Below are 21,765 nucleotides of genomic sequence, written 5' to 3' on the forward strand. Positions count from 1 at the left end.
TAGGAAACATCTACTTTCTGGAATATATTTTATAGCATAAACTATGTTGAGAACAATTATCACTATATTTGTAACAAAATTTTATAAAAATACTCTGGCTTAATTGCATATTATTTAACAAAATGCAATACTTAATTAATAAAGATTTTAAATAAATTGGATTATCGCTAAAGGTAAAGCTAGTTCAGCAGCAGGGAGATAGAACTTATGAACTGTAACGCAATAAATAGGGTTTGAGATTGTTCGTGGTATTCCGCAAGGCTCAGGACTCTTTTTGGACATAAAATCTTTAGTTTTAATCAAGAGTGCGTAACTTTTAAAGATTGTTTTTATCACTACAGGTACAGGAGAGCGAGAAAAATGACTCAGCTACTTACATTAACTGTCAATAATTTTTATTTAAAACCTGTAAAAATTAAATCAGCCTATTTTATAAGAACTACTCACAGAAACAAATCCCTGGTTTCTGGGAATCATGTTTACCCCAAAAATCATACTCTCTTTAGCAAATTGAAATTTACTCAAAGTTCTTAAAGGCTCTTGCAAATGGTTTTTTTTTCCAGTCAATTGATCAGTAGTAGTAATGATACATCTACTACATGGCTTCACAATATCAAATATTATTTCATCAAATTGTATAAATTTCCAATTATTCTCAATAAAAGGTTCAGTGGTTTTAACAACGATATTTGGTCTAAATCTATTCATTGGTACTTCTTCAAAATTTTGGGGTTCGAAGTCTAGAATTTTTCGATTTAATTCTGCCAATGAGGCAGTAGCTGTTAGCAAGAATGGATAACCGTCGGCCCAACTAACTTGGTCATTTTCTTTGACAGCATATTTTTGATCAACGAGTCTGATGTATTTGGGAGATTGCCTTACTAAGCGGCAGTTTTCTTCTAAGTCTAGCGCGGTTTTAAACCACTCTGCCACTTGTTGGCCCTGATCAATGGCTATTGTGCGAGTTCCCCAAATATCAACTTCTATCTCTAATCCTGTAAAACTAGGTTTGAAAATGAATGGTTTTAAGCTAGTTTTTTTAACAGATAAAGATATCAAATTTCCCAAAAAAAGCACTTTAATTGTAGCTAATTGAGGATGTTGTCTTTGAGTAAGAAACACTCCATTACTATCTACTAACATAAATTCTCGATCCCAAATAAATCCTTTGGGCGTTACTTGAGCTTGGTCAACTCTAATTCCTTGGCAAGATTTGATAGGATAGATAAAAATTTCAGAAATTACCATAGTTTGTTAAATTTTCTCTTTAATGTTAGGCTCTTAGGAATTGTAACGAAATAATTAGGGTTTGAGATTGTTCGCTGTCCCTCACAATGACATAAGTTCGCAAGCCTCGCTTGGGACATAAAAGGGTTTGAGATTGTTCGCTGTCCCTTACAATGACATAAGTTCGCTGTCGCTCACAATGACATAAATTCGCTGTCGCTCACAATGACATAAATTCGCAAGCCTCAAAATTCCTCCACACCCTACACCCTAACCTCAGAGTTAACTTTACTCTTAATCAGGAGTTGTTAAACTGACAGTAAATTGCGACATACTCTAGCATTGTTTTCCAATTCTACAGGAGCATGGTGGCACAACCAAAATAAACCTGGACAGGTGGCAAAATCTATTGTCACAGGCGTTAACATACCCGGTTTGATAAAATATTTGTGACCACGATATGCTGGATTTTTCTGAAGAAAGCTCTCTTGCTCTGTGGTGAGCGGCATAAAAGGTTTTTGATTATCTGAATAAAGAAACCCTATTTTTCCTAAACAAACCAATTCAACTTTTTCATCTTTTACATTGGGCACCTCATTTAAGTAGCTCTGAACAGCCAATGTAATCAAGTCGGGTGCATAAGTTTCTGCAAATAATTTCGGGGCAATGCCACCGTGAAGCCGGGAACCTGCTTCAATCATGACAGGCCCTGTGGGTGACCACATAATTTCCATGTGAATGGGCCCAACCTGGATGTCTAAAGCATTGGCGGCTTTTATCGCATAATCGAGTAACGGTTGCAAATCTTTTTGGGACGGATTTAATACATCTAAACTATCATAGACGAAACTCCCCCCATTTCTGGCAATTTTTTTGTATTGGCAAACTGAGGCTACAATGTAGTTGCCATTAAAAGCGACCAGGTCTACAACGTATTCTGTTCCTGAAATAAAGGGTTGAACAATAAATCCGAGATTTTTTTCGCCCAAATCATTGTTTTTATTCCAAGCGGCATTCCGTAGGGCACGTTCAACACCGATACGACCATGAGTCAGTACGACTCCATCGGTAGCGGCTGAGTTAATAGGTTTTACAACATAGTCAATTTCATCAAGTAAATTAATTAGCTCGTCTATTTGCTCGGTGTTAGTAATAAATTTTGAAGGAATGTGAGGTAAACCTTTGCTCTCAAGCGCTTTTTGCATTATGTGTTTGTGTCGTCGTACATCTGTTGTCGCAAGAGGATTTCCTCTAATTGCAAGTCTATCGGTTAAATAATCGGTCAGAAAAACACCTGTTTCGCATCCGGCAACAACGGCGACAATATTAACTTCTTTGAAGACATTCAACAGAGTTTCGTTCCAAATAAAAATATCGGAAAAATCTTGCTTCTGTAAATCCCCTATTAAATGTTCGGGAATGTTAGGACTAGAAATTACGGCAAGGCATTGGTAACCTCGGGCAGCAAACAAGGGTGCATAAAAACGTCCTGTTGAGAACGGGTCGACTATAATAATAGCAGGCTGAGTATTTAACATTTTCTGACAATCTCCTTAATTAAAACGATAAGTCTTACGGGACATAACTAAACGGGCAATGACCACCAATCCTAGAACCAAGGATGTTAGAATCATTAAGGGTCTTGATGCCTCTAATCCAAATAGAGCGTCTGTGGTGAACAAGGTCAAAATCATTGGGGCACTGCCGCTCAACAGCAGATAATAAAAAGAGCTTCTCGTGGCTAGTAGGTCTGCTACCCTGGGATTATGAGACTGTTCAATTAGGTACTTACGAAAGCTAATACGCAACTGATTAAGACAAAATCCAATCAAAAAAGCGGCAGAGCAAGCCAGGAGCGCCGAAGGCGAGTAAACTAGGGCAATATCCATAACAGTCACTCCTGTAACCAACCATAAAAGATTAATTGATAAACCAGGAATCATTGCTCCTATAAAAGCCCCAACCCCTGCCAAGCCGCTCGCTATACCCAAGCTTGTAGCACTCCAGGTATTCAATTTTTGAAAAATGATCGGCACTAGGCTATTGAATGCACCAATGTGGAAACCTATCATGCCCAGTGCTAGAATGACTAAGAATATTTCTTTAGCAGAGCCATAGGAGTGCTTAATGGCTTCCTCTGACTCTTTTTGCTCTTGCTGTGGTAATAATGTGGTTGTGCGAATCTGCGGTATAAAAAGCAGTCCAAGAAACATTATCGCCATTGCTGAAATGGTGGTTAAAGTGGTAGTGACAGAAAAGGAGTCTATGGCAACCCCACCCAAAAAGTCACCGCCAAAAGCGCCAAGTTGAATAGCTGTTTCTATAAACCGGGCAGACTTATGGCTGTCAAGCACTCCGGCAAGAACCAGTTTAGTGTTCTGCGCTTCGAGGGTGCTAATGGTGAAATAGTCAATCATTCCAACCACAAAAGCAATCATCAAAAACCCTATCACAAAATTGGTTAAATGCATTAATGTAAATACCAATATAGTAGTAAAAGCAATTAAGCGAATTACTATCAATCGATTAATGCTGAGTTGTGTAGAGTGCTTTTTGTTTAACCATTTCTCCAAGATAAAAGGTATTACAGTTGAAATGCAAAGGATTATTCCTACTAAGAAAGTTGATTTAGTCATACTAAGTGTGTACCACACCATAGCAATAACCATTGCCATATCTGAGGCGGCGAATAATGTTACCATTATGTAAAATAGAGTAACCGTTAGTTTTTTATTCACGCCTTTTCTCCTTGCTGTAATTGATGACAAGGGCGTTCTTTCCAAGTAGTTACCTGCACTTCTTCAGGAATGACAAACTTAAGTTCATTCTTCACTCTTACGATGCACAATGATTGCTTCGCGAGATTACAAACTTTTAATTTGTTTTCATGCCAAGGGCAAATAATTGAATCGCCATTATCAACTTGTTCACCATATTGAAGCGGTCCACCACGATGAGGACATTCGGCAGGAAGTAAGATCGTTCGGCAATTAGTGTGTTTTAGAAAATAAGTTTTTTCACCAATTCGTATTTGATTTGTTTCGTTTAAGTTGGATACAAATACTTTCATTTTCTTAACTCCAAGCTAGTAACTGTATATTGGCAATGTTCGCTGACAACAAGAGAACCATGAAGCATACCTTGAGGAATAACTATGCCTTCACCGGCTTTTAAAAGGATAGATTTATCTGGCGATACAATAAATTCTATTTCACCTTCCTCAACCCAAAATAGTTCATCGACGGGATGAATGTGAGTTACTGATAGCTCTCCTTTTTTTTCAGTAAAAGACATATCAGATCCATAATTAGGACGTAAAAAATTCGCTTTTTGTTTATATTCATTTAATTGATCGTGCCATTTTATATGAGCAAATAGATCTTTATCTGCAACGTCTTGTAGTAGTTGAAATTCTTCGAATCCTCTTAAAATTTCAGGCAATATTTTATTGCCATATTCTTTAACCAGTGGTAAGATCAATTTATTTAATGCCATTCTGCCATGATGTATATCAATATGACTATGCTCGTCAAAATATTGAGTGCATACATTGCCAGAAAATATCTCTTTTATGGCTTTAGATTGGGCACGGGTTACGTATGCTAGGGTTGCCTCTGTAAAGTACATTGCACCTAAATAACGGAAAAAGGAACCATGATTAGCAGATACATAATGAAAATAGTTAATTAGAGCTATAGATTTTGGTGTGTAAAACTGCCAGTAATGGTGAATATGATGGCTCAGTCCCGCTTGTTTTAGTAATTCTTCAAAAATTGAACTGTGTTTCTTTTGGTGTACACCATAGCCATATTCGTCAATTAATATTTTAAATAATTCACTTGTATGGCTACCAAAATTACCTAATACATTTTTACCCATTGCAGATGCTTCTGATAGGAAATCACCAGCGCATTGAATAAGATAAAAACGAGCAGCACTTTGCGGGTCTTGACTAGCTGTTAGCTCTTTGTACAACTGAGATTCAGACTGTGCAATTTTTTTTAAAATACTATCTGTATAAGCAATAAAAGTCTCTAAATTCCAAGGGCCTTCTATGTGAATTGATTTTTCCAGCCAGTCAAAAAGGAAATGTTCAAGCTCAGGCCGAATGGTATGTCCACAAGCCATTAATTCTGCATCGTAGAAACTTTGAAACTTTTTAAAATTCAAGACTCTGGGTGCCTGCGGTAGAAAAATAGAATCTTGCTCATATATATTTAACAGCAGACGTTGCGCCAAAAGATGATTAGGATTGTCTAAAGTTTCTTGACTCAATGAAGTAAATAAAATGTTTTCGTCTAAGTCCTGCGGTCTACAAGGTCTAACGTAAGGAGAATCGCAGTAAATATTATCAGGATGACCAAATAAAGGTGAAGATATATAAGTTGTAAGACACCTTTTTTTGTAATCAGAATGTTCCTTTAATGAATTAACCAATTCTTTTTCTTTTAAATTCATTTTAATGTTTTGTCCTAAAATACTCTAAATTAAACAACAACACTTATATAGGGTTTTCCGCATGAAATTAAAAATTTTTCAGTCAGTTCAATGGCCTCATCCACGAGAGTGCTTTTTTTCGGAGGAGACGAAATACCTAGGAGTTACGCACTCCTGATTAAAAACAACGATTTTATGTCATCCACCAGCCTTGCGAAGGATCACGAAGAATCTCAAACCCTTATAATTTGGTTACGGTGCGTAAGTCCTAAGTACCTGGACACAATTAAAGTTAACTGTGTGATCACCAGATCTGGGAACAGGGAACACTTCGACAAGCTCAGTGCAAGCAGGGAACAGGTAAGACTTTCAATGTTTTTACATTTCTTAACATCAAGTGCTTTATTTATGTCCAGGTACTTAATACCGTAAACTACAGCAATGACTGAGCTTGGCTCTTTCGGCATCGTGGGGAAAAATGTTTAGGTTGATACAAAATACACAGTGGTGGGTTACGGAGCGGATCAAAACTGATCCGCTTCTTATAAAAATTATCCCCGCACCTAACCCACCCTACACTACAATAATGACATTAATTCGTTGGTGCCGGTTTCTGAATACGTAACTCCTAATTACTTAAAATATTAGTCACAAAGCGAGTTTTAAGTCCGTTTGGCGTTAGGTTCTGTTTAAGCCCAAAAACTAAAATTAATTAACCGAAAGATTTTAGTTGAGCAATTATTATTATCGTGGCTTTTGTAAGCACGAATAGCCTTACTTTCTAAAATTATTCTTAAATTAAACAGAGTTGTCGCTCTTGTATTTTACAGCTTTGATTAACTTTTTATACTTCTTTGGAAATACTTGGAGTTCGCTCTTTCGACGGAAGTCTTCTTATCAAAATACTCTTTCAATAAATGCATAATTAACCTAATTAAACATTGACCAACTGAAATGAAATTAATCCTTTAATTAAAATAAAAGAAGCTGATCGACAAAAATGAATGAACAAACTCAAATAGGTAAGGACATTGCGACAGACCCAAGCTTTGAAGACCAGTGGTGGGAAATTTTAAAAGTTGCACGAGGAACAATGGTTGTATTAGTCTTGGCACCATTAACTGGGATATTTGGTCGTGGCCCCCTTAGTAAGGCGACGGTTGACTCGTTCATTGTCCCCTTGCACGTCCAATATGAACGATTTCCTCGCTTTAGAACGCCCGCATCCATTGAAGTCACTTTCTCTAAACAAACCCCCACTCAGAACCAGGCTCATTTAAGATTAAGTGGTGAAATAGCAGCCGCATCCCTAATCCAATTAATGACCAAACGGACAGAGCGCAAAAAAGTTGTAAAATCATAATTTTTCAAAAAGATCAAGCAGTTTGAGTCTTGCAACTGAGGGCTAACCTCAACAAAAATTTTTCATGGCCAAATTGTTCAACAATATTAAAAGTTACGCACCATAACCCAATTTTATGGGTTTGAGATTCCTCACGATCCTTCGCAAGGCTCAGGACTCAGAATGACATAAACTCGTTACGTTAGTGTGCGTTTCTGAATGCGTAACTCCTAAATATTACTTAATTGAAAAACCTCATTTTTAGTTTAAAAGAATATTTATTGTTCACGAATGAGTCTGAAGAATGAGTTATTTAATTTCGAAATTTTTTATTCTTTCTTAAGACAGATAAACAGAAAGCTTTAAAAGGGTTTATTAGCAACTTCGACAAAATCGTTTTTATAAAGTTTAGAAGTTACGCACTCCCGATTAAAAACAACAATTTTATGTCATCTTGAGCTTTGCGAAGGATCTTAAACCTTTATGATTTGGTTATGGTGCGTAACTCCTAAAGCCTTTGAATTATCGCGAAAATTAATATTATATTTATAAAAATAAGGGCAAATTTATATCATATAAATCACCCCAAATTTAAAAAATTTAGTTAACGCTTAAATTTTTTAATTATTCTTCGCCAAAATCTGCCCGAAGTTTAGCCTCTTGCTCGGTTGTTAAATTTGACTGAATTAATTCTCCTCTTTCGTCTGGCGAAAAAGCCTCTTCTACTTTATCTAAGGTAACTTGACCGGTCATTAAGAAAAGTGCAGAGGTTCCTTGAGAAATTTTATCGCGGATATCTTTAATAAAGTCATCATTAATGCCGTAGTCATTAAAATGAGCAGACAGCGCCCCTGCTAATGTTCCCACTGCTGCGCCAATAAAAGGCATAAAAAATAAGAAGCCAAAAAGCATTCCCCAAAATGCTCCACTCACTATTCCCGCTCCGACTAAATCAAAGGCTTGAGTCGTTTGAGGCTTTTTACGATCTTCAGGCCAAGATACAATCGCAGCATCTTGAATTTCTATTAAATGTTGCTTTTGAAGCTCAGCTAATTTAGCTAGTGCATTACTTGCTCCGTCGGGGGTATTAAATTTCCAAACTGTTAAGGTTGTCATAAGTTGAAATTCCTGTGTATTGTTGACTGACAAAATAATAGGATTACGATGATCAAGAACGTTAATTTTTTAAAGTTTCAAAGAGTGTTTTAATGACAAACTCCTGTAAACTTTTGGTCTCCATGTTGAATTTGAATCGTTCTATAACTATTTTGGAGACTAAAACTAACCGGGGTTCCTGCTTGAGTTTTTCCGCTAAAGGTGTTGTTACCTTGATAGGTGGTTAAAGCTAAACCCACTGGCTGCATTTCTGGAGGAGTGGCAGAAACAGCATCACCTATTAATAAGCTATTGGTTTTTTTATCTAATACAACCAACTCAGAATCACTGATTGTGCTAACAGGTTCAACAATCGTAACAGAAACAGGCTGTTTTCTATCTATGGTTGATGAATCAATCAAAGAAGTATATAAGTAGATTTTTCCATCTTTTGTTTTTCCCTTAGCTACACACATAACCCCATCTCCTAAGCTGGGAGTTTGTGCTGAAACTGTATTGATTAATAAGCTAGGGCTAAATAGCGCAATCCCGCTCACCATTAGAGCTACTCGGTGAAATTGTTTTAACATAAATTGCTAGAAAATTTATTTGTTACAACTAACCGAGAAACAATATACCACATCAAGGGGGAAAATTTTACCAATTCTTTATGAAAACGATAATAAAGCAACATTTCTAGCATTACTAAGCACTCTTAATGGTTAAGTTAATAAAAAATTAATTTTTTAGTTACCCAAAAGTTTTTTGTACTAATGTGTGTACTCAGATGCTTAAATTTTTTTCACTACCTAAAATCTCTCAAACCTTTTTAAGAAAAGTTTTTAACCTGCTTGTCGCCGCGTCAAGTTCTGGGGGAATTTACCTCACTTATAAAAGGATTTAAGCTTTGGTTTTCCCCTCGCTGCGGACACTTTTAGCACTTTTATAGGCGCGTCAGTTTATTAGTAGCTAATAGGCAAAAAGCCTAAGCATTTTACAAGGAAAGATTTTTGACCTTAAGCCGCTTGTTCAATCATTTCTATTAATTGATGCTGAAATTGGATACTTGATAAGGTAGGAGTATAATTTACTCTAATTGAAGAAGCCGCCCAATTAATATAAACTTTTTCTACTCCATTCACAGATTCAATAAGGGATTGTAAACGATGCCCATATTTTTCATCGTTTCGTAATCGAGGAATTCGTAATCGAATACGCCCCAAAATGTGATGACTGATTTGATAACTAACTGTTAAGTTAGTAGTTTTTATATTTTTATTAACATTGGTTGTTTGAGGGATATTTACAGACTCATTAATTTTTTTACTTATATTCCATAATAAATAGATCATTGCTTCTATTAAACTTTGATTCAGAAGTTTAGCCGCTTTAGTCAAAGTGTGCCATAAAGATAAAAGTTGTTCGCCAATTTCTTGAACAATTTGCGCCATAATGCGGCTTAAATCTACAGGCAGCGCAAAATTTAAGACAAGGTCTTGAATGTCTTGGTTATTATTTTCAACAACAGTTAAACTCGGCAAGCCCATTAATTTTCTTTGGGAACCAATAACTTGCTGATAAGAAGAAATTACTTGTAAACTAGCGGGAACAATTTCAAAAAAGGCTGTGTCTGATTTGAGCATTTCCCCATCAACGGTTATGGCTTGAGATGGGTTAGTGACAATATTAATTTTTTGCACTCGTAAGTAACCAATGTGGTGATTATTACTATTAGAATGTATTAAACCACTTTCAAACAGTTCTATCGCTTGGGTTAAAGCTTCTAAGGCATTAGCAGGAGAGATAATAGTTACATCTAATAAGCCATCATTACCAGAACTGGAACCGATCCCTTGAGCCAAAATTGATGTAGGTGGGGCAAAATTAGCTACTGTTATGGCTGCGGCATTAACCGTAATAATTTGGTTTTCTGTTTCTAAACGTGCTTCAAAACTTTCTAGGCGTTGCAATTGATCCAGTCCAGCAAAAATATAAGCAAAAATACCAAATCGATCTTTTAATTGACGATCAGCTTCTTTGACTGTATTAGCCTCGAAGCCAATACCGGCTAATAATAACATCGGCTGATCATTACAGCGAGCAGTGTCTACACTCATAATTGCTCCCTGTAAAATGGCAATACAAGATTCTTCTAAAGTAATAGGTAATCCTAATCCATTAGCAAAAGCGTTTGCTGTACCACCAGGAATAATGGCTAAAGGTATATTTGTTCCGATTACGGCATTAGCGGCGGCTGAGACGGTTCCATCTCCTCCAGAGGCAATAATTAATTCTACTCCTCGTTCAACGGCTTCTTTAGCTAATTGATCTGCTCCTATTTCTGGAGTTGTTAGGTGAATATCAAGTTTTATATGAGGTTCTAAAAAGAATTTTATTTTTTCTAAATCTTGTTTGGCATTTCTTCCTCCTGATACGGGATTAAAAATCAAGCAGGCTGAGTCAAAAACTTTAGCTCGTTTGAGGGTAATTTGAGGTTGAGAAAAAATTTGAGTAAACATAATTTTTTGAGCAATTAAATATTCAGTAGACTATTTTTTAGGATTGAGGGTTAGTTTCTTCGGAGGGAAGATTTTGTTCGGTTTGATTTGTATTTTCATGGTGATGATGGTGGTGATGATGTTTTGAATGACCAAAAATCCATTTACTAGCCACCTTACCCATTTCTCCTCCTACAGTTTTTCCTATTTGTCCACCCATATCTCCAAATAAAGCATTCCCAATGGCTTTACCAGCAGATTCTCCGGCTGTATTTCCTACTTTTTCACTGCCTTTTTGCTCTAAAGATTCAGCAAAACTTGGGTCTTCTGAAGCCTTTTCTCCTTCTTTGTGGTGAAGGTTATCAATTATTTTGTTTCCCTGTTGAGAGCCAATAATTTGACCGACTAACCCCCCGGCTTCTGCTCCCACAACAACTCCTAAAGGACCTAAAACGGCTCCCACAGTGCCGCCCACTATTTCACCGGCCGTTTGACCAGCCATACCTCCTGCCATTGCTGCTCCCATACCTGCGGCTTGGCTAGGATCGTGAGCTAAATCGTTAACTTTGGCAATAGCATCATTAGTGGTTTTATGTATTAAATCTGATGCTTTCTGAATAATGTCTTTGTCGGGGTTAGTATTATCTTGTTTAGTATTCATAATCATTACCTTTTTAGTTTAATCAAGATGGAAAATAAGAGAATATTAATCTAATTCCTGTACTCCACCTCCACTGACTGTTAACACCTGACCACTAACCCAAGCGGCGGCAGGAGAACACAAAAATAACGCGCTATAAGCTATGTCATGAGGTTCTCCTAAACGTCCTAAAGGTGTATGTTTTAGCATGGCTTTTTCGATTTCTGGAGTGAGTACGGTTGCCAAAGCATCTGTTTTAATTGCCCCTGGTGCGATGGCATTAACGCGGATTTTGTTTGCTCCTAAATCATAAGCCATATTTCGAGTTAAATGGTTTACTGCGGCTTTGGATGAACCATAAGAAGTCATACGAATATTTTTGTTTTCACCTGCCATTGAAGAAATGTTTAAGATAGCGCCTCCCCCGGCTGCGGCAATATGAGGGGCAGATAATTGACATAAATGAAATATTGAAAAAACATTCAGTTTATAAGCCCATATAAATGTATCCATAGGCATATCAAAAGGTTTAGGTCCACCCCCGCCGGCATTATTCACTAAAATTGTGATTTTGCCGAAAGCCGCCAGCGCTTGCTTGACTAAGTTTTCTAAATCGTTATTATTGGTGACATCACAAGCTACAGAGATTGCTTGACCTCCTGTTACTTTTATGTCTTGGGCTACCTGAGCGGCTGTTTCTTGTTTTAAATCACTGACAACAACTGCCGCACCCGCTTGGGCAAATAGTTTAGCAATGGCTCGACCAATGCCGGCCCCGGCTCCGGTTATAATAGCAACTTGATTATCAAGCTTAAAGATATCTAATACTGACATAGTTGTTCTGTTTTTAGCATAGATCAATAAAAAATCAATACAACTTTTGCTACATCAGCTTTACAGGATTTTACTATTCAAGTCTCTACCATAGCATAAATAGTTACTTAGTTGAGTTTAAGCTATTAAGTTCGGCTAAAATGGCTGAACCTCCATTAATCATCACTGCAATAATTGGGTTAAGTCCAAAGGCAACGCCAAGACTCACTGCTACTAAGTTAGGAAGAATGGCAATAGCTAAACTAGAGTAAACAGTTATTAAAGTATGTTTAGCTAGATCTAACGTGTATATTAACGAGTACAAATCATGATTATGAAGAATTACATCTGCTTGTGATTGATACAATTCATTAGCTAGAGAAATAGTAACTTCTGCCTGCAAAGTTGTTAAATCGTCTCCTGTAGTATTATCAATCCAAGCAATTGTTCTGCTTTCGTGACGCAATTGTTCTATAAATTTATCTAGTTGTTTCCCATCCTCCACAAAACAAAGATTATTTTTTAAATCTTTTAATTGCTCTGTCCATTTTAAGGCTTCTTCCTCATCATTTATTACTACATAAAAAGAAAAAGATCTTCGATCTAACTCTTCTATAATTTTGTCAAGAGTGTTAACGGCTTTTTCAGTAGTTATTAAAGCGAAAAAGCTTTTAGCCGCAAAAACTAGGGTATCAATTTGGGCTAATTTTTCTAAAGTTCTACCATTACGAATATATACGCCTGTACGGGCTGCCGTAATTAAAGCCGAAACGACAGCCAAAGGAGTTACGCCTCGTAAGGATACTCCCACATCAAGCGGCAGAAGGGCACTGGCTCGCCCTAAATCATTGGTTAATAATCCTATTCCTCCACTGATTAATAAGGTGGGTACAATCGCACCTTGAGCAATGGGCTTTACTTGCTGCATTAATTCTGTTTCTTCTAGTGAGTGTAGCCAATTGTCTTTATCTTCTGGGCGAATGGGAACAAACTTTTGTTGCTCAGATAACCAGTGAATTTTATGGTCTTCTTGTTCAAATAAAACATATAATTCGTTTTCTAATTGTTGTAGTTTGTCTTGGTGTAAATTTTCTGCTGTTGTTCCTAAATAGAGAGCTAAAGAAGCGGCTAAATAATTTCCTCCTACCAGTTGAGCAGAAAGCCAAAGCAGATCTAAAAAATCTACGGTGATTTGTCTTTGATGAATGAGGGTTTGGCTAAAGCGCTGCCATAAGGGTACAGAAGCGGCTAAAATTAAGCCCCCTGTTAACAGAAAGGGCCATTCTAAGGGGCTTCCCACTAGGGCTACTGCCATAGCTAAGGCTGATAACCCTATGTTCTGCGAGGCTTGTTGTTCTTCTATTTCATTAGCGACCTGATCTTTTTCGGGTTCTTGAGCGGCTAATTGAATAACCTGCTCAAGATAATCTAAAATTACTTTTTCTGGTACTACGTCTTCTTTATAGGAAACAATCAAACAACCTGCGGCTCCATTGATCCGACTTTCAGTAATAGTATGAGTTTTTAATAACCATCGCTGCAATCGATTTTTATATTGCCCATCCCATATTAGTTGAGAAATACGAATCCGCAGACGACCCGGTATTTGATGTATAATTTCCCAATTAATTTTTACTACAGAAACGCTATTTTGCAATATTGTAGTTTGAGGAATGGATAGCTTGGTTGTCATGATTGTTTCTTTTTTCAGTCAGTTTAGATCACGACAATGACCAAAGGTTGTAGTAATAAATTGGCGATGACAGTGGCAACCACTATGACGCTGGCTACATAGATTACATCCTTGACAAATTTAATTACGGGTTGAATGATGTTCATTTTTTTTCCTTGTAATTATTGATGTTTTTTGCATTATTTAACTTTAATTTCTCTGCTGTTCAATTTTTTTAGCAAAGCATTAAGAATTAGTGGGGGAAATATCAATAACTTGGGGATTATGATTAGAATTTTTATCCATTTCTTTTTCTAATTTAGCTTCTGCGACTAAATCTTCCCACGATTGTCCGGCTTCTACCACAGAACCCTGTAATTTTTCGTAAGCATCAAGTCCAAATTTTATACCAGTTTTGGCTAAATTTCGTCCTGAATCTGACATAGCTTTACCGACTTCTGGATTGAGATAACCAACAATAGGAGCTAAAACCACAAGCGCGGCTACTCCTATTCCTCCGATAATTAATACTTCTTCCATTACTCCCTCTTAGTTAAAACGATAAATTTCTATAATTTAAATTAACACATTTTTGGTTTAATTTCAATTATTTAATAATATTTTTATACAACAAAGTGAAATTTTATATTTAAGAATAATTTAAATTTATTTAACTAAATTTTTCATGATGTATTATCGCTCTTTAAAAAATCAAATTTTCTGAAATTTTTGTTAGTTTTTGCCTTTTTTTAGACTAAATTAGATATAGCATTAACCACTAAACCAACAATCACAGCTACAAACAAAAAAGATAAGATAGAATGAATCAGAGTCCAACGGCGGATAATAGTATCACTGACCGATATATCCGAAGTTTGATAACACATAGCAATGGTAAATGAATAGTACATAAAATCCCAATAATCTTCTAATCCTTTATTAGGAAATACTAATCCTTTACGATAGTCAAAATTATTATTTTTTGATAAACTTTGGTAATAAATGCTCGCATAGTGAAGCGCAAAGAAAATATGCACTAAAACCCAAGATAAGACAATAGCAATTAAAGAAAGTCCGATTTTTAAGTTAATCATCAATCGACTCCAATTCGGGTCATTTTCTAGCATAACTCCTACAGCAATATAGCTGGTAAAAGAGATAAAAATAATAAAAACTATTATAGAAACGTGATTAGATTCTTCTCGTTGAGAAAAATATAAAGTATCTTCAGCCGTCGCATAAGTCATTCTTAAAATTAAAGCAAAAAGATAGATTAAAAGAGCCGAATCATAAACTAAAGTCAATCGAATTGGTAAATAAAGCTTTTCTGAAATAAACCAAATAATAATTGCTACAATCGTAGATGCAATTAAACGATAAATAGGTTTAGTTAATTTAAAGATAACGGATTTAGTTAACATTTTTATCAAGATAAATTTCGTCAATTAAAGTTATAGCCAAAAACAAGAAAAAATCTTATTAAAACTAAGTACCTGGACATAAATAAAGTTCATTATGTTAAGAAATGTAAAAGCCTTGAAAGCCTTTCCTGTTCCCTGTTCCCAGATCCGGTGTTCCCTTACCAAACAGTTAACTTTAATTTTGTCCAGGTACTTATCAAATCTGCCTTGCGCGGTTGCCATATAACATTAAAAAAATCCAATTAATTGAATAAAAAGGCAGGAAACAAATTTCTGCCTTAAATAACGAAAGTTCAACTAGAGAGAGACTTCTTGACGATAGGTTTTTTTGTCTGCGCCTAAAGTGGGGCGTAATCCATTTAGTCCGGCTAAAATAGCTGAACCATTATTAATAATAATCGCCAAAATAGGATCAAGAGCAAAAAGAACCCCAATGACTAAAGCACCAAAGTTAGGAATTCCGACAATAAAGGCGTTTTGATAAACAATGTCCATGACTTGTTTAGAAATAGCGATAGCATGAGTTAAGCCACTAAGGTCGTCATCCATCAACACCACATCCGCCGTTTCTCTTGCTATATCGCTACCAGCCGCAAAAGAAATAGATACATCTGCATAAGCCAAAGCCGCAGAATCATTAATTCCATCTCCAATAAAGGCTACGGTTTTACCTTTTGCTTTTAATTGCTGAACTACTTCTACTTTTCGTTCTGGAAAAGCTTGGGCGTGAACTTCATCCGGGTGCATCCCTAATTCAGAAGCCACTGCATCGGCAACTCGTTGTACATCTCCAGTTAACATATGAGTGCTAATGCCTTGACTGTGGAGTTCACTGATAACACCAGGGCTTTCTGTACGAATGGGATCAGCATACATGATGACACCGATTAAAATACCATCTCTAGCTATATAAGCTAATGATACGCCTCCGGTCTTGAATTGTTCACTAACAGAGATATCGATATTTTCATTTTTCATGAAGCGGCTACTACCGACTAATATTTGCCGCCCTTCAATCTTAGCCACAACTCCTAAACCGACACAATAATTCCATTCTTCGCAGGTTTTGTTTTCTAGGTTGAGTTGTTGGGCCTGTTGTACAATGGCATGAGCAACAGGGTGGGTTAATCCTTGTTCAGCAGAAGCGGCAAGCGTGAGAATTTCTTGGGGGGTAACGCCTTCTACTGTGGCTTGAATATTGACTACGGAGGCGTTACCTTGGGTTAAGGTGCCGGTTTTATCAAATACGACTGAGTCTACTTTAGCCAACATTTCGATTGCTCGACCACTACGGATATAAACACCTGTTCTGGCGGCATAAGTTAATCCGGCTAAAACGGCTGTGGGTACGGAAACTCGGATACCCGTCCCAAAATCTAGAGTAATAATACCCGTTGCTCTGGCTAAATCACCCGTAAAAGCAAAAATTGCTGCACCAATTAATAAAGTGGGTAGTACAGCGATATTAGCAAATTTAGCGGCATAATTTTCGATTCGGGTATCATGGACGGGAGCGGCTTTCATCAGTTCTACTACGACACCAGCGCGAGTGTTATTACCCGTTCGTTCTACTAAAATAGCTAATTGCCCTTCCACCAATAAAGTCGAGGCAAAAACTTCATCATCAACGCTGCGATGAACTGGTACAGATTCCCCAGTTAATTTACATTGATCAATGAGGGCTTGTCCTCGAATAATCTTACCATCAATAGGAATTAGATCGCCGGGATAGACAATTACTATACTGCCTTCTTGAACGTCTTTAAGAGGAATTTGTACTTCTACGCCATCTTGTTCAACCCAAGCATATTGCCCTAAACTATCAAGTAAATCTAAGGTTTGACGTTCACTAGAACGCGCTGTCACATCTCGAATAACTTCCCCGGACTCAATTAAACTGATCATAAAAGCAGGGGGAATAAAATGACCTTGTGCCGCACTCAAAGTAATCGCTAAAGAGTCAAGAAAATCTACAGTTAATTGTTTTTCTTGAGTTATGCCTTCCCAGGCTCGTCCATAAGCTGGTAAACAAGCCGCCATGATCAATCCACCCACTAAAAGCGGCGGCAATTCGAGCGGCAAGGCAATTATTGCTAATACTAAACTGGCAATAGGAATTCCTAATCTTTCCCAATAATTAATTTTATGAGATGATTCTGAGTTAGTTTTAATGGGTAAAGCTTCGCCACGATTGGCTTCTTCAATAGAAACTGCTAAATATTCCTGAAGTCTTTGAGAGGTAACTTGGTCGGGATCGTATTTAATGGTTAAAGATTTTGCCGCACTATTAATATATACAGTTTTGACATAACTACTTGATTCTAATATTCGTTGCAGGTTATTCGCATATTCAAAATCATCGTAGATGCGTTCAATTTTTATTCGTAAACGTCCTTTTATGTGATGAATTAAACGATAATTAATTGGCAATGCTCGATAAGCAATAGATTGTTGATTTTCTTTTTTTTCAATATTGGGAGCGGCAACCAATTTAAATCTATTTGCAAGGGTCATAGGTTTATATAAATTAGTCAATTTTTGCTAGGGGTTGAACAATGGGCGGTTAATCCAAAATTTAGTATTTTGTTTATTTTGGGTTTTTAATCCACGCACTATTAAGTTTTCAGAATATATTAAAACATTTTGCCTTATTTGTCTATATTCTACTTTAAAATTAATTCTATACTGAATTTTTATTAATGTTAGGACTTACGCACTCTCCAGGAAATCATTGGGGTTTGAGATTGTCGGCGATCCTTCGCTTCGCTGGTGGATGATATAAAATCGTTGTTTTTAATTGGGAGTGCGTAACTCCTAAATGCGTTATTTGTAACCTATAAGCTAAGACGCATTTAATTTTTATAACTTTATTTTTGGTACAAAGATTCAATCCTTTCTCCTTTCCCCTTTCCCCTTTAACCCTTCTTTATCTGGACTAATAATTTAGATGCGTAACAGCTTAGCAGTGCAAGCCAAGACTTCTCCCTTTGACAGGCTCAGGGTGGACTCTAAGAATTTTTTATAATTTTTTTTTATAAAATTTATAATTTTTTATAAACTACTAGCCAAGAAAAAATCCTGTAATTAAACAGGATAGAAACTCTACTAATTATTCAGAGATGCTGATATTTTGAGGTTCAGCAGAGTTTTGTGAATTTCTCTCAACTTTTCTTTCTTGTTGAGCTTCAGCGACCATATCATTCCAAGATTCGCCAACTTCTGCGACGGTTTCTTGAATTTTCTCAAAAGTTTCCATACCGCTTTTAATACCGTGTTTAGCTAATGAACGCCCTGATTCAGAAAGACTTTTCCCTATTCAGTATTACCCAAAGCACCAACGACAGGAGCAACGGCTAAAGCGGCAAGTCCAACTCCTAAAGCTACAGCCGGCTCTAATCCTAACAGAAGGGCTTCTAAATCCATAATGACCTCACAGTTTAGTTTATTTATAAGTTACTGATGGACGATTCTCTAGGCAATTATAACAATTTTTGGTTTAAACCAAACTTTTTAACCAAATTTTAATGTTATTAATTTAACAGGCCACAGGCAAATGCTTTCAGAGTTTTACTTTTCTTAACTTTAGTGGACGATTCTAGTTCTAAGTTCTGAGTTCTGACTTGTGACTATAGCTTGATATATTCCCGTAACTTTATCGGCCAGATGATGCAGTTCTCCAACGATAAAAGCCACTCCCTGTGATTCTTTGAGTTGATTTTTCTGAAGCCTTTCTAAATAATCATCAGCTTTATCTAAACTATGGTCAAAATTAGGTAAGGGTGTGAGTTTGGCCTCGGTTTGCTGGAGTTACTGCAAATTTTTTAATGTGTCTGTAACCTGTTGAATAAATAGATCTAATCCAGGAAGGGTACCAGATGGTTGAAACTGCTTATAATGTTGTCTGAGGGTAGTGATTCCATTGACAAAACTATTGACATTAATTATCAAAGTCATCATGGCTTCTACATTGTTTTGAAATTGTTTGGGTTCTTGACTTATGTGGGTGGCAGTGATTAAAGCACTGGAACCCGCTAATTCAGCTTGGCGACGAATTATATCTAAAGTTTTTGGATTTTGAGCTTGTCCTTGATAGGCGGCTCCAACGGTTTGAAAATAGCTTAAGCTGGTTTGTAGCACAATGACAAGTTGTTGGGGAAGATATCGTCGCTGCCAAAGCGGCCAAAGATAATAGCTGATAACGGCTAAAATTCCCCCTTCTAGAGGATGAAAAACTCGTATTTCAGCCAAAAACCAATCTTTTCTATCGGTCAAGGTGAGCATAACCACAATCATCTGTTAAAGGAATCACTTCCCGATACATTTCAGTTATTTTTTGAATCAGTAGAAGCAGCCGCTCACTTTTAGGCTGAACGCCGAATTGAGTGCGTTGAACCTGTTGCCACAATGTGCGAGCTTGAGCAATGGCCGTTCCGGTTTGATACTGGGCATCAGAGGTAGTGACCAATAAGTAAGGGCAAGGCAAAGGCAAGCGCCGATTGAAAGCCATGAATTAGGGATAGGTGATTTAATTCAAAGCGAAAGATAGATAAGCTATTATGCATTAATTTTTTAGTTAGTTTAAAAGTAAGTATGCGGACACCATTAAAGTTAACTGTGCCAAAAAGGAACAGAGAAAAGAAATTAATTTGGAGGCGTAGCTCTTTAAAGTGAGAAAGGCGATAAATACAAAAGACTATGTTAAGAAAAGTAAAAACGCTCTCTGCCTTACTTTATTATAATGGGTAAGGTAAACTAAGCTAGGGTTGACCGGCATCATTATCTACAAAAATTCAGACGATCATCAAAAAATGGCAAATTTTGACTGGAAAAAACTACAAAACGGCTCTGACATTCGGGGTATAGCCCTTGAAGGAGTTGCCGATGAACCAGTAAATCTTACAGAAGAAGTGGCTAACATTCTGGGGAAAGCTTTTGTAACTTGGTTGAAAAAACAATTAGGTCAACCCGCCTCAAACTTAACTATTTCAGTTGGACGCGACAGCCGCTTATCCGGTCCGAAATTAATGACGGCAGTAATGGAAGGAATTAGCACAACAGGTTGTCGGGTTTATGATTTTGACATGGCCTCTACTCCTGCCATGTTTATGAGTACCATTAGCCAAAAATTTGCTTGTGATGCGGCAATTATGTTAACGGCCAGTCATTTACCATTTAATCGCAATGGCTTTAAGTTTTTTACTGCCAAAGGTGGTTTAGATAAACAAGATATTTCAGAAATTTTAAAGCTGGCATCCGAGAATGTGTTTGAAACTGTAGCGACTCCTGGGGAAATAGAAAAACTGGATTTTATTTCAGTTTATGCGGATAGTTTAGTTAATAAAGTTCGTGAACCCGTCAATGATAGCCAAAATTATGAGCAACCCCTTTTAGGCTTAAAAATTATTGTGGATGCTGGCAATGGAGCCGGAGGTTTTTATGCTGACAAGGTGTTAAAAACATTAGGAGCAGATACGAAAGGTAGTCAATTTATTGATCCAGATGGTAGGTTTCCTAACCATATTCCTAACCCTGAAAATGAAGAAGCAATGGCTTCAATTCGTCAAGCAGTTTTAGAGCATAAAGCGGATTTGGGAATTATTTTTGATACGGATGTAGATCGCGCGGCAGTGGTTACCAATTCTGGTAAAGAACTTAATAGAAATCGCTTGATTGCCCTAATTTCGGCTATAGTTTTACAAGAGCATCCCGGCTCTACAATTGTTACTGATTCAATTACATCTGATGGTTTGACAGAGTTTATTGAACAGGATTTAAAAGGAATACATCATCGTTTTAAACGAGGGTATAAGAATGTTATTAATGAGTCTATGCGGCTTAATCAAGAAGGACAAGAGTCTTGGTTAGCTATTGAAACATCGGGCCATGCGGCTTTGAAAGAAAATTATTTTTTAGATGATGGGGCTTATTTAGTCACCAAACTCATTATTAATTTAGCCTTACTGAGACTAGAAGGGAAAGGGTTAAATGATTTAATAACTACTTTGAAAGAGCCTCAAGAGAGTCAAGAATATCGCCTTAAAATTAATCGCCAAAATTTTAAAGAATGCGGAGAACAAGTTATTGAAAAACTTCAAGAATTTGCCTCTAAGCAGACTGATTGGCAAGTGGTTCCAAATAATTATGAAGGAATGCGAATATCCTGTAAGTCTCCCCAAGAAAAGGGCTGGCTATTGTTACGTTTATCATTACACGATCCGGTAATGCCTCTGAACATTGAGTCTAATGTTGAGGGGGGTGTTTCTCAAATAGTTAATCGAATTTTCGATTTTTTCAAACCTTTTGAATTTTTAGATTTATCAGCTTTTAAAAAGGATATTTAAGGGCAATGTACTAAAGGCTACTGTAAAGTGTATTAGCATAGTGTAACGCACCTAGACCTGTATTGAGCGAGTAGGTTAGGATTTACGCGCCATAACCAAATCATTAGGGTTTGAGATTGTTCGCGCTCCTTCGCAAGGCTCAGGATGAGATAAACAGGATGAGATAAAATCGTTGTTTTTGAGAGTGCGTAACTCCTATAGGTTACGGAATGGTAGCCCCTCGTTTAAGTAGGTGGACTCCCCATAAAGTTAAGAAATTGGGGTTCATGGGGGAAAGGC

General features: G+C 36.8%; 19 protein-coding genes and 1 pseudogene. 2 read left to right on the forward strand and 18 right to left on the reverse strand.

Annotation, left to right across the window (positions count from 1 at the left end):
• Nucleotides 1-420: 420 nt before the first annotated feature.
• The 5 genes from CYAN7822_RS27620 to CYAN7822_RS27640 all read right to left on the reverse strand — a co-directional run bounded on the left by CYAN7822_RS27620 (nt 421) and on the right by CYAN7822_RS27640 (nt 5,685).
• Nucleotides 421-1,248, reverse strand: coding sequence for an MOSC domain-containing protein (locus CYAN7822_RS27620; RefSeq protein ID WP_013334267.1), 828 nt, complete (start codon nt 1,246-1,248; stop codon nt 421-423).
• A gap of 287 nt (nt 1,249-1,535) precedes the next feature.
• Entirely contained in the window at nt 1,536-2,765 is a 1,230-nt protein-coding gene (locus CYAN7822_RS27625; RefSeq protein WP_013334268.1) for an ATP-grasp domain-containing protein, read from the reverse strand.
• 15 nt (nt 2,766-2,780) lie between these two features.
• Nucleotides 2,781-3,995 carry an MFS transporter gene (locus CYAN7822_RS27630; RefSeq protein ID WP_245602807.1) on the reverse strand — a complete coding sequence of 405 codons (1,215 nt, stop codon included), beginning with the start codon at nt 3,993-3,995 and terminating at the stop codon, nt 2,781-2,783.
• Complete coding sequence (locus tag CYAN7822_RS27635) at nt 3,962-4,297, reverse strand: Rieske 2Fe-2S domain-containing protein (protein WP_013334270.1); 336 nt, start codon at nt 4,295-4,297, stop codon at nt 3,962-3,964. Before CYAN7822_RS27635 ends, CYAN7822_RS27630 begins: the two co-directional genes overlap by 34 nt.
• Nucleotides 4,294-5,685, reverse strand: coding sequence for an iron-containing redox enzyme family protein (locus CYAN7822_RS27640; RefSeq protein ID WP_013334271.1), 1,392 nt, complete (start codon nt 5,683-5,685; stop codon nt 4,294-4,296). Before CYAN7822_RS27640 ends, CYAN7822_RS27635 begins: the two co-directional genes overlap by 4 nt.
• A 979-nt stretch (nt 5,686-6,664) precedes the next feature.
• Here CYAN7822_RS27640 and CYAN7822_RS27645 point away from each other — a divergent pair.
• Nucleotides 6,665-7,027 (forward strand): hypothetical protein, encoded by a 363-nt coding sequence (locus CYAN7822_RS27645; protein WP_013334272.1) that lies wholly within the window; start codon nt 6,665-6,667, stop codon nt 7,025-7,027.
• Between the two features lie 603 nt (nt 7,028-7,630).
• Here the strand turns inward: CYAN7822_RS27645 and CYAN7822_RS27650 are convergent.
• The 13 genes and pseudogenes from CYAN7822_RS27650 to CYAN7822_RS27710 form a co-directional block, all read right to left on the reverse strand.
• The gene (locus CYAN7822_RS27650; protein WP_013334273.1) at nt 7,631-8,122 is read right to left on the reverse strand and encodes a DUF1269 domain-containing protein; all 492 of its coding nucleotides are present in this window, start codon (nt 8,120-8,122) and stop codon (nt 7,631-7,633) included.
• 89 nt (nt 8,123-8,211) lie between these two features.
• The gene (locus tag CYAN7822_RS27655; RefSeq protein WP_013334274.1) at nt 8,212-8,691 is read right to left on the reverse strand and encodes a hypothetical protein; all 480 of its coding nucleotides are present in this window, start codon (nt 8,689-8,691) and stop codon (nt 8,212-8,214) included.
• A 426-nt stretch (nt 8,692-9,117) separates the two neighbouring features.
• Nucleotides 9,118-10,620 (reverse strand): YegS/Rv2252/BmrU family lipid kinase, encoded by a 1,503-nt coding sequence (locus tag CYAN7822_RS27660; RefSeq protein ID WP_013334275.1) that lies wholly within the window; start codon nt 10,618-10,620, stop codon nt 9,118-9,120.
• A gap of 37 nt (nt 10,621-10,657) precedes the next feature.
• Nucleotides 10,658-11,260, reverse strand: a complete 603-nt coding sequence (locus CYAN7822_RS27665) for a hypothetical protein (RefSeq protein ID WP_013334276.1) — start codon at nt 11,258-11,260, stop codon at nt 10,658-10,660.
• 45 nt (nt 11,261-11,305) lie between these two features.
• The gene (gene hdhA / locus CYAN7822_RS27670) at nt 11,306-12,073 is read right to left on the reverse strand and encodes a 7-alpha-hydroxysteroid dehydrogenase (RefSeq protein ID WP_013334277.1); all 768 of its coding nucleotides are present in this window, start codon (nt 12,071-12,073) and stop codon (nt 11,306-11,308) included.
• Nucleotides 12,074-12,176: 103 nt separating this feature from the next.
• Nucleotides 12,177-13,745: an HMA2 domain-containing protein gene (locus CYAN7822_RS27675; protein ID WP_013334278.1), complete on the reverse strand. Its 1,569-nt coding sequence runs from the start codon at nt 13,743-13,745 to the stop codon at nt 12,177-12,179.
• 23 nt (nt 13,746-13,768) lie between these two features.
• Nucleotides 13,769-13,891 carry a hypothetical protein gene (locus tag CYAN7822_RS40255; RefSeq protein WP_013334279.1) on the reverse strand — a complete coding sequence of 41 codons (123 nt, stop codon included), beginning with the start codon at nt 13,889-13,891 and terminating at the stop codon, nt 13,769-13,771.
• Between the two features lie 79 nt (nt 13,892-13,970).
• Nucleotides 13,971-14,264 carry a DUF5132 domain-containing protein gene (locus tag CYAN7822_RS27680; RefSeq protein ID WP_013334280.1) on the reverse strand — a complete coding sequence of 98 codons (294 nt, stop codon included), beginning with the start codon at nt 14,262-14,264 and terminating at the stop codon, nt 13,971-13,973.
• A gap of 209 nt (nt 14,265-14,473) precedes the next feature.
• On the reverse strand, nt 14,474-15,145 hold the full coding sequence (locus tag CYAN7822_RS27685; protein ID WP_013334281.1) for a DUF1345 domain-containing protein: 672 nt from the start codon (nt 15,143-15,145) through the stop codon (nt 14,474-14,476).
• A gap of 297 nt (nt 15,146-15,442) precedes the next feature.
• Nucleotides 15,443-17,659 carry a heavy metal translocating P-type ATPase gene (locus CYAN7822_RS27695; protein WP_013334282.1) on the reverse strand — a complete coding sequence of 739 codons (2,217 nt, stop codon included), beginning with the start codon at nt 17,657-17,659 and terminating at the stop codon, nt 15,443-15,445.
• 595 nt (nt 17,660-18,254) lie between these two features.
• Nucleotides 18,255-18,568 (reverse strand): annotated as a pseudogene (locus CYAN7822_RS27700) (DUF5132 domain-containing protein).
• A gap of 384 nt (nt 18,569-18,952) precedes the next feature.
• On the reverse strand, nt 18,953-19,426 hold the full coding sequence (locus tag CYAN7822_RS27705) for an FUSC family protein (protein ID WP_049802738.1): 474 nt from the start codon (nt 19,424-19,426) through the stop codon (nt 18,953-18,955).
• The gene (locus CYAN7822_RS27710) at nt 19,407-19,652 is read right to left on the reverse strand and encodes a hypothetical protein (RefSeq protein WP_041934065.1); all 246 of its coding nucleotides are present in this window, start codon (nt 19,650-19,652) and stop codon (nt 19,407-19,409) included. Before CYAN7822_RS27710 ends, CYAN7822_RS27705 begins: the two co-directional genes overlap by 20 nt.
• Before the next feature lie 301 nt (nt 19,653-19,953).
• Between CYAN7822_RS27710 and CYAN7822_RS27715 the strand changes: the two genes are divergently transcribed.
• Entirely contained in the window at nt 19,954-21,486 is a 1,533-nt protein-coding gene (locus CYAN7822_RS27715) for a phosphomannomutase/phosphoglucomutase (RefSeq protein WP_013334283.1), read from the forward strand.
• The last annotated feature ends 279 nt before the right edge of the window (nt 21,487-21,765 follow it).

This window comes from Gloeothece verrucosa PCC 7822 (assembly GCF_000147335.1).
GTDB classification, from domain to species: domain Bacteria; phylum Cyanobacteriota; class Cyanobacteriia; order Cyanobacteriales; family Microcystaceae; genus Gloeothece; species Gloeothece verrucosa.

Bases quoted from the DNA above. Each gene is read 5' to 3' on its own strand.
- CYAN7822_RS27620 (WP_013334267.1), bottom strand. From the start codon at position 1,248: ATGGTAATTTCTGAAATTTTTATCTATCCTATCAAATCTTGCCAAGGA.
- CYAN7822_RS27625 (WP_013334268.1), bottom strand. From the start codon at position 2,765: ATGTTAAATACTCAGCCTGCTATTATTATAGTCGACCCGTTCTCAACA.
- CYAN7822_RS27635 (WP_013334270.1), bottom strand. From the start codon at position 4,297: ATGAAAGTATTTGTATCCAACTTAAACGAAACAAATCAAATACGAATT.
- CYAN7822_RS27640 (WP_013334271.1), bottom strand. From the start codon at position 5,685: ATGAATTTAAAAGAAAAAGAATTGGTTAATTCATTAAAGGAACATTCT.
- CYAN7822_RS27645 (WP_013334272.1), top strand. From the start codon at position 6,665: ATGAATGAACAAACTCAAATAGGTAAGGACATTGCGACAGACCCAAGC.
- CYAN7822_RS27650 (WP_013334273.1), bottom strand. From the start codon at position 8,122: ATGACAACCTTAACAGTTTGGAAATTTAATACCCCCGACGGAGCAAGT.
- CYAN7822_RS27655 (WP_013334274.1), bottom strand. From the start codon at position 8,691: ATGTTAAAACAATTTCACCGAGTAGCTCTAATGGTGAGCGGGATTGCG.
- CYAN7822_RS27660 (WP_013334275.1), bottom strand. From the start codon at position 10,620: ATGTTTACTCAAATTTTTTCTCAACCTCAAATTACCCTCAAACGAGCT.
- CYAN7822_RS27665 (WP_013334276.1), bottom strand. From the start codon at position 11,260: ATGAATACTAAACAAGATAATACTAACCCCGACAAAGACATTATTCAG.
- hdhA (WP_013334277.1), bottom strand. From the start codon at position 12,073: ATGTCAGTATTAGATATCTTTAAGCTTGATAATCAAGTTGCTATTATA.
- CYAN7822_RS27675 (WP_013334278.1), bottom strand. From the start codon at position 13,745: ATGACAACCAAGCTATCCATTCCTCAAACTACAATATTGCAAAATAGC.
- CYAN7822_RS40255 (WP_013334279.1), bottom strand. From the start codon at position 13,891: ATGAACATCATTCAACCCGTAATTAAATTTGTCAAGGATGTAATCTAT.
- CYAN7822_RS27680 (WP_013334280.1), bottom strand. From the start codon at position 14,264: ATGGAAGAAGTATTAATTATCGGAGGAATAGGAGTAGCCGCGCTTGTG.
- CYAN7822_RS27685 (WP_013334281.1), bottom strand. From the start codon at position 15,145: ATGTTAACTAAATCCGTTATCTTTAAATTAACTAAACCTATTTATCGT.
- CYAN7822_RS27695 (WP_013334282.1), bottom strand. From the start codon at position 17,659: ATGACCCTTGCAAATAGATTTAAATTGGTTGCCGCTCCCAATATTGAA.
- CYAN7822_RS27705 (WP_049802738.1), bottom strand. From the start codon at position 19,426: ATGCTCACCTTGACCGATAGAAAAGATTGGTTTTTGGCTGAAATACGA.
- CYAN7822_RS27710 (WP_041934065.1), bottom strand. From the start codon at position 19,652: ATGGCTTTCAATCGGCGCTTGCCTTTGCCTTGCCCTTACTTATTGGTC.
- CYAN7822_RS27715 (WP_013334283.1), top strand. From the start codon at position 19,954: ATGGCAAATTTTGACTGGAAAAAACTACAAAACGGCTCTGACATTCGG.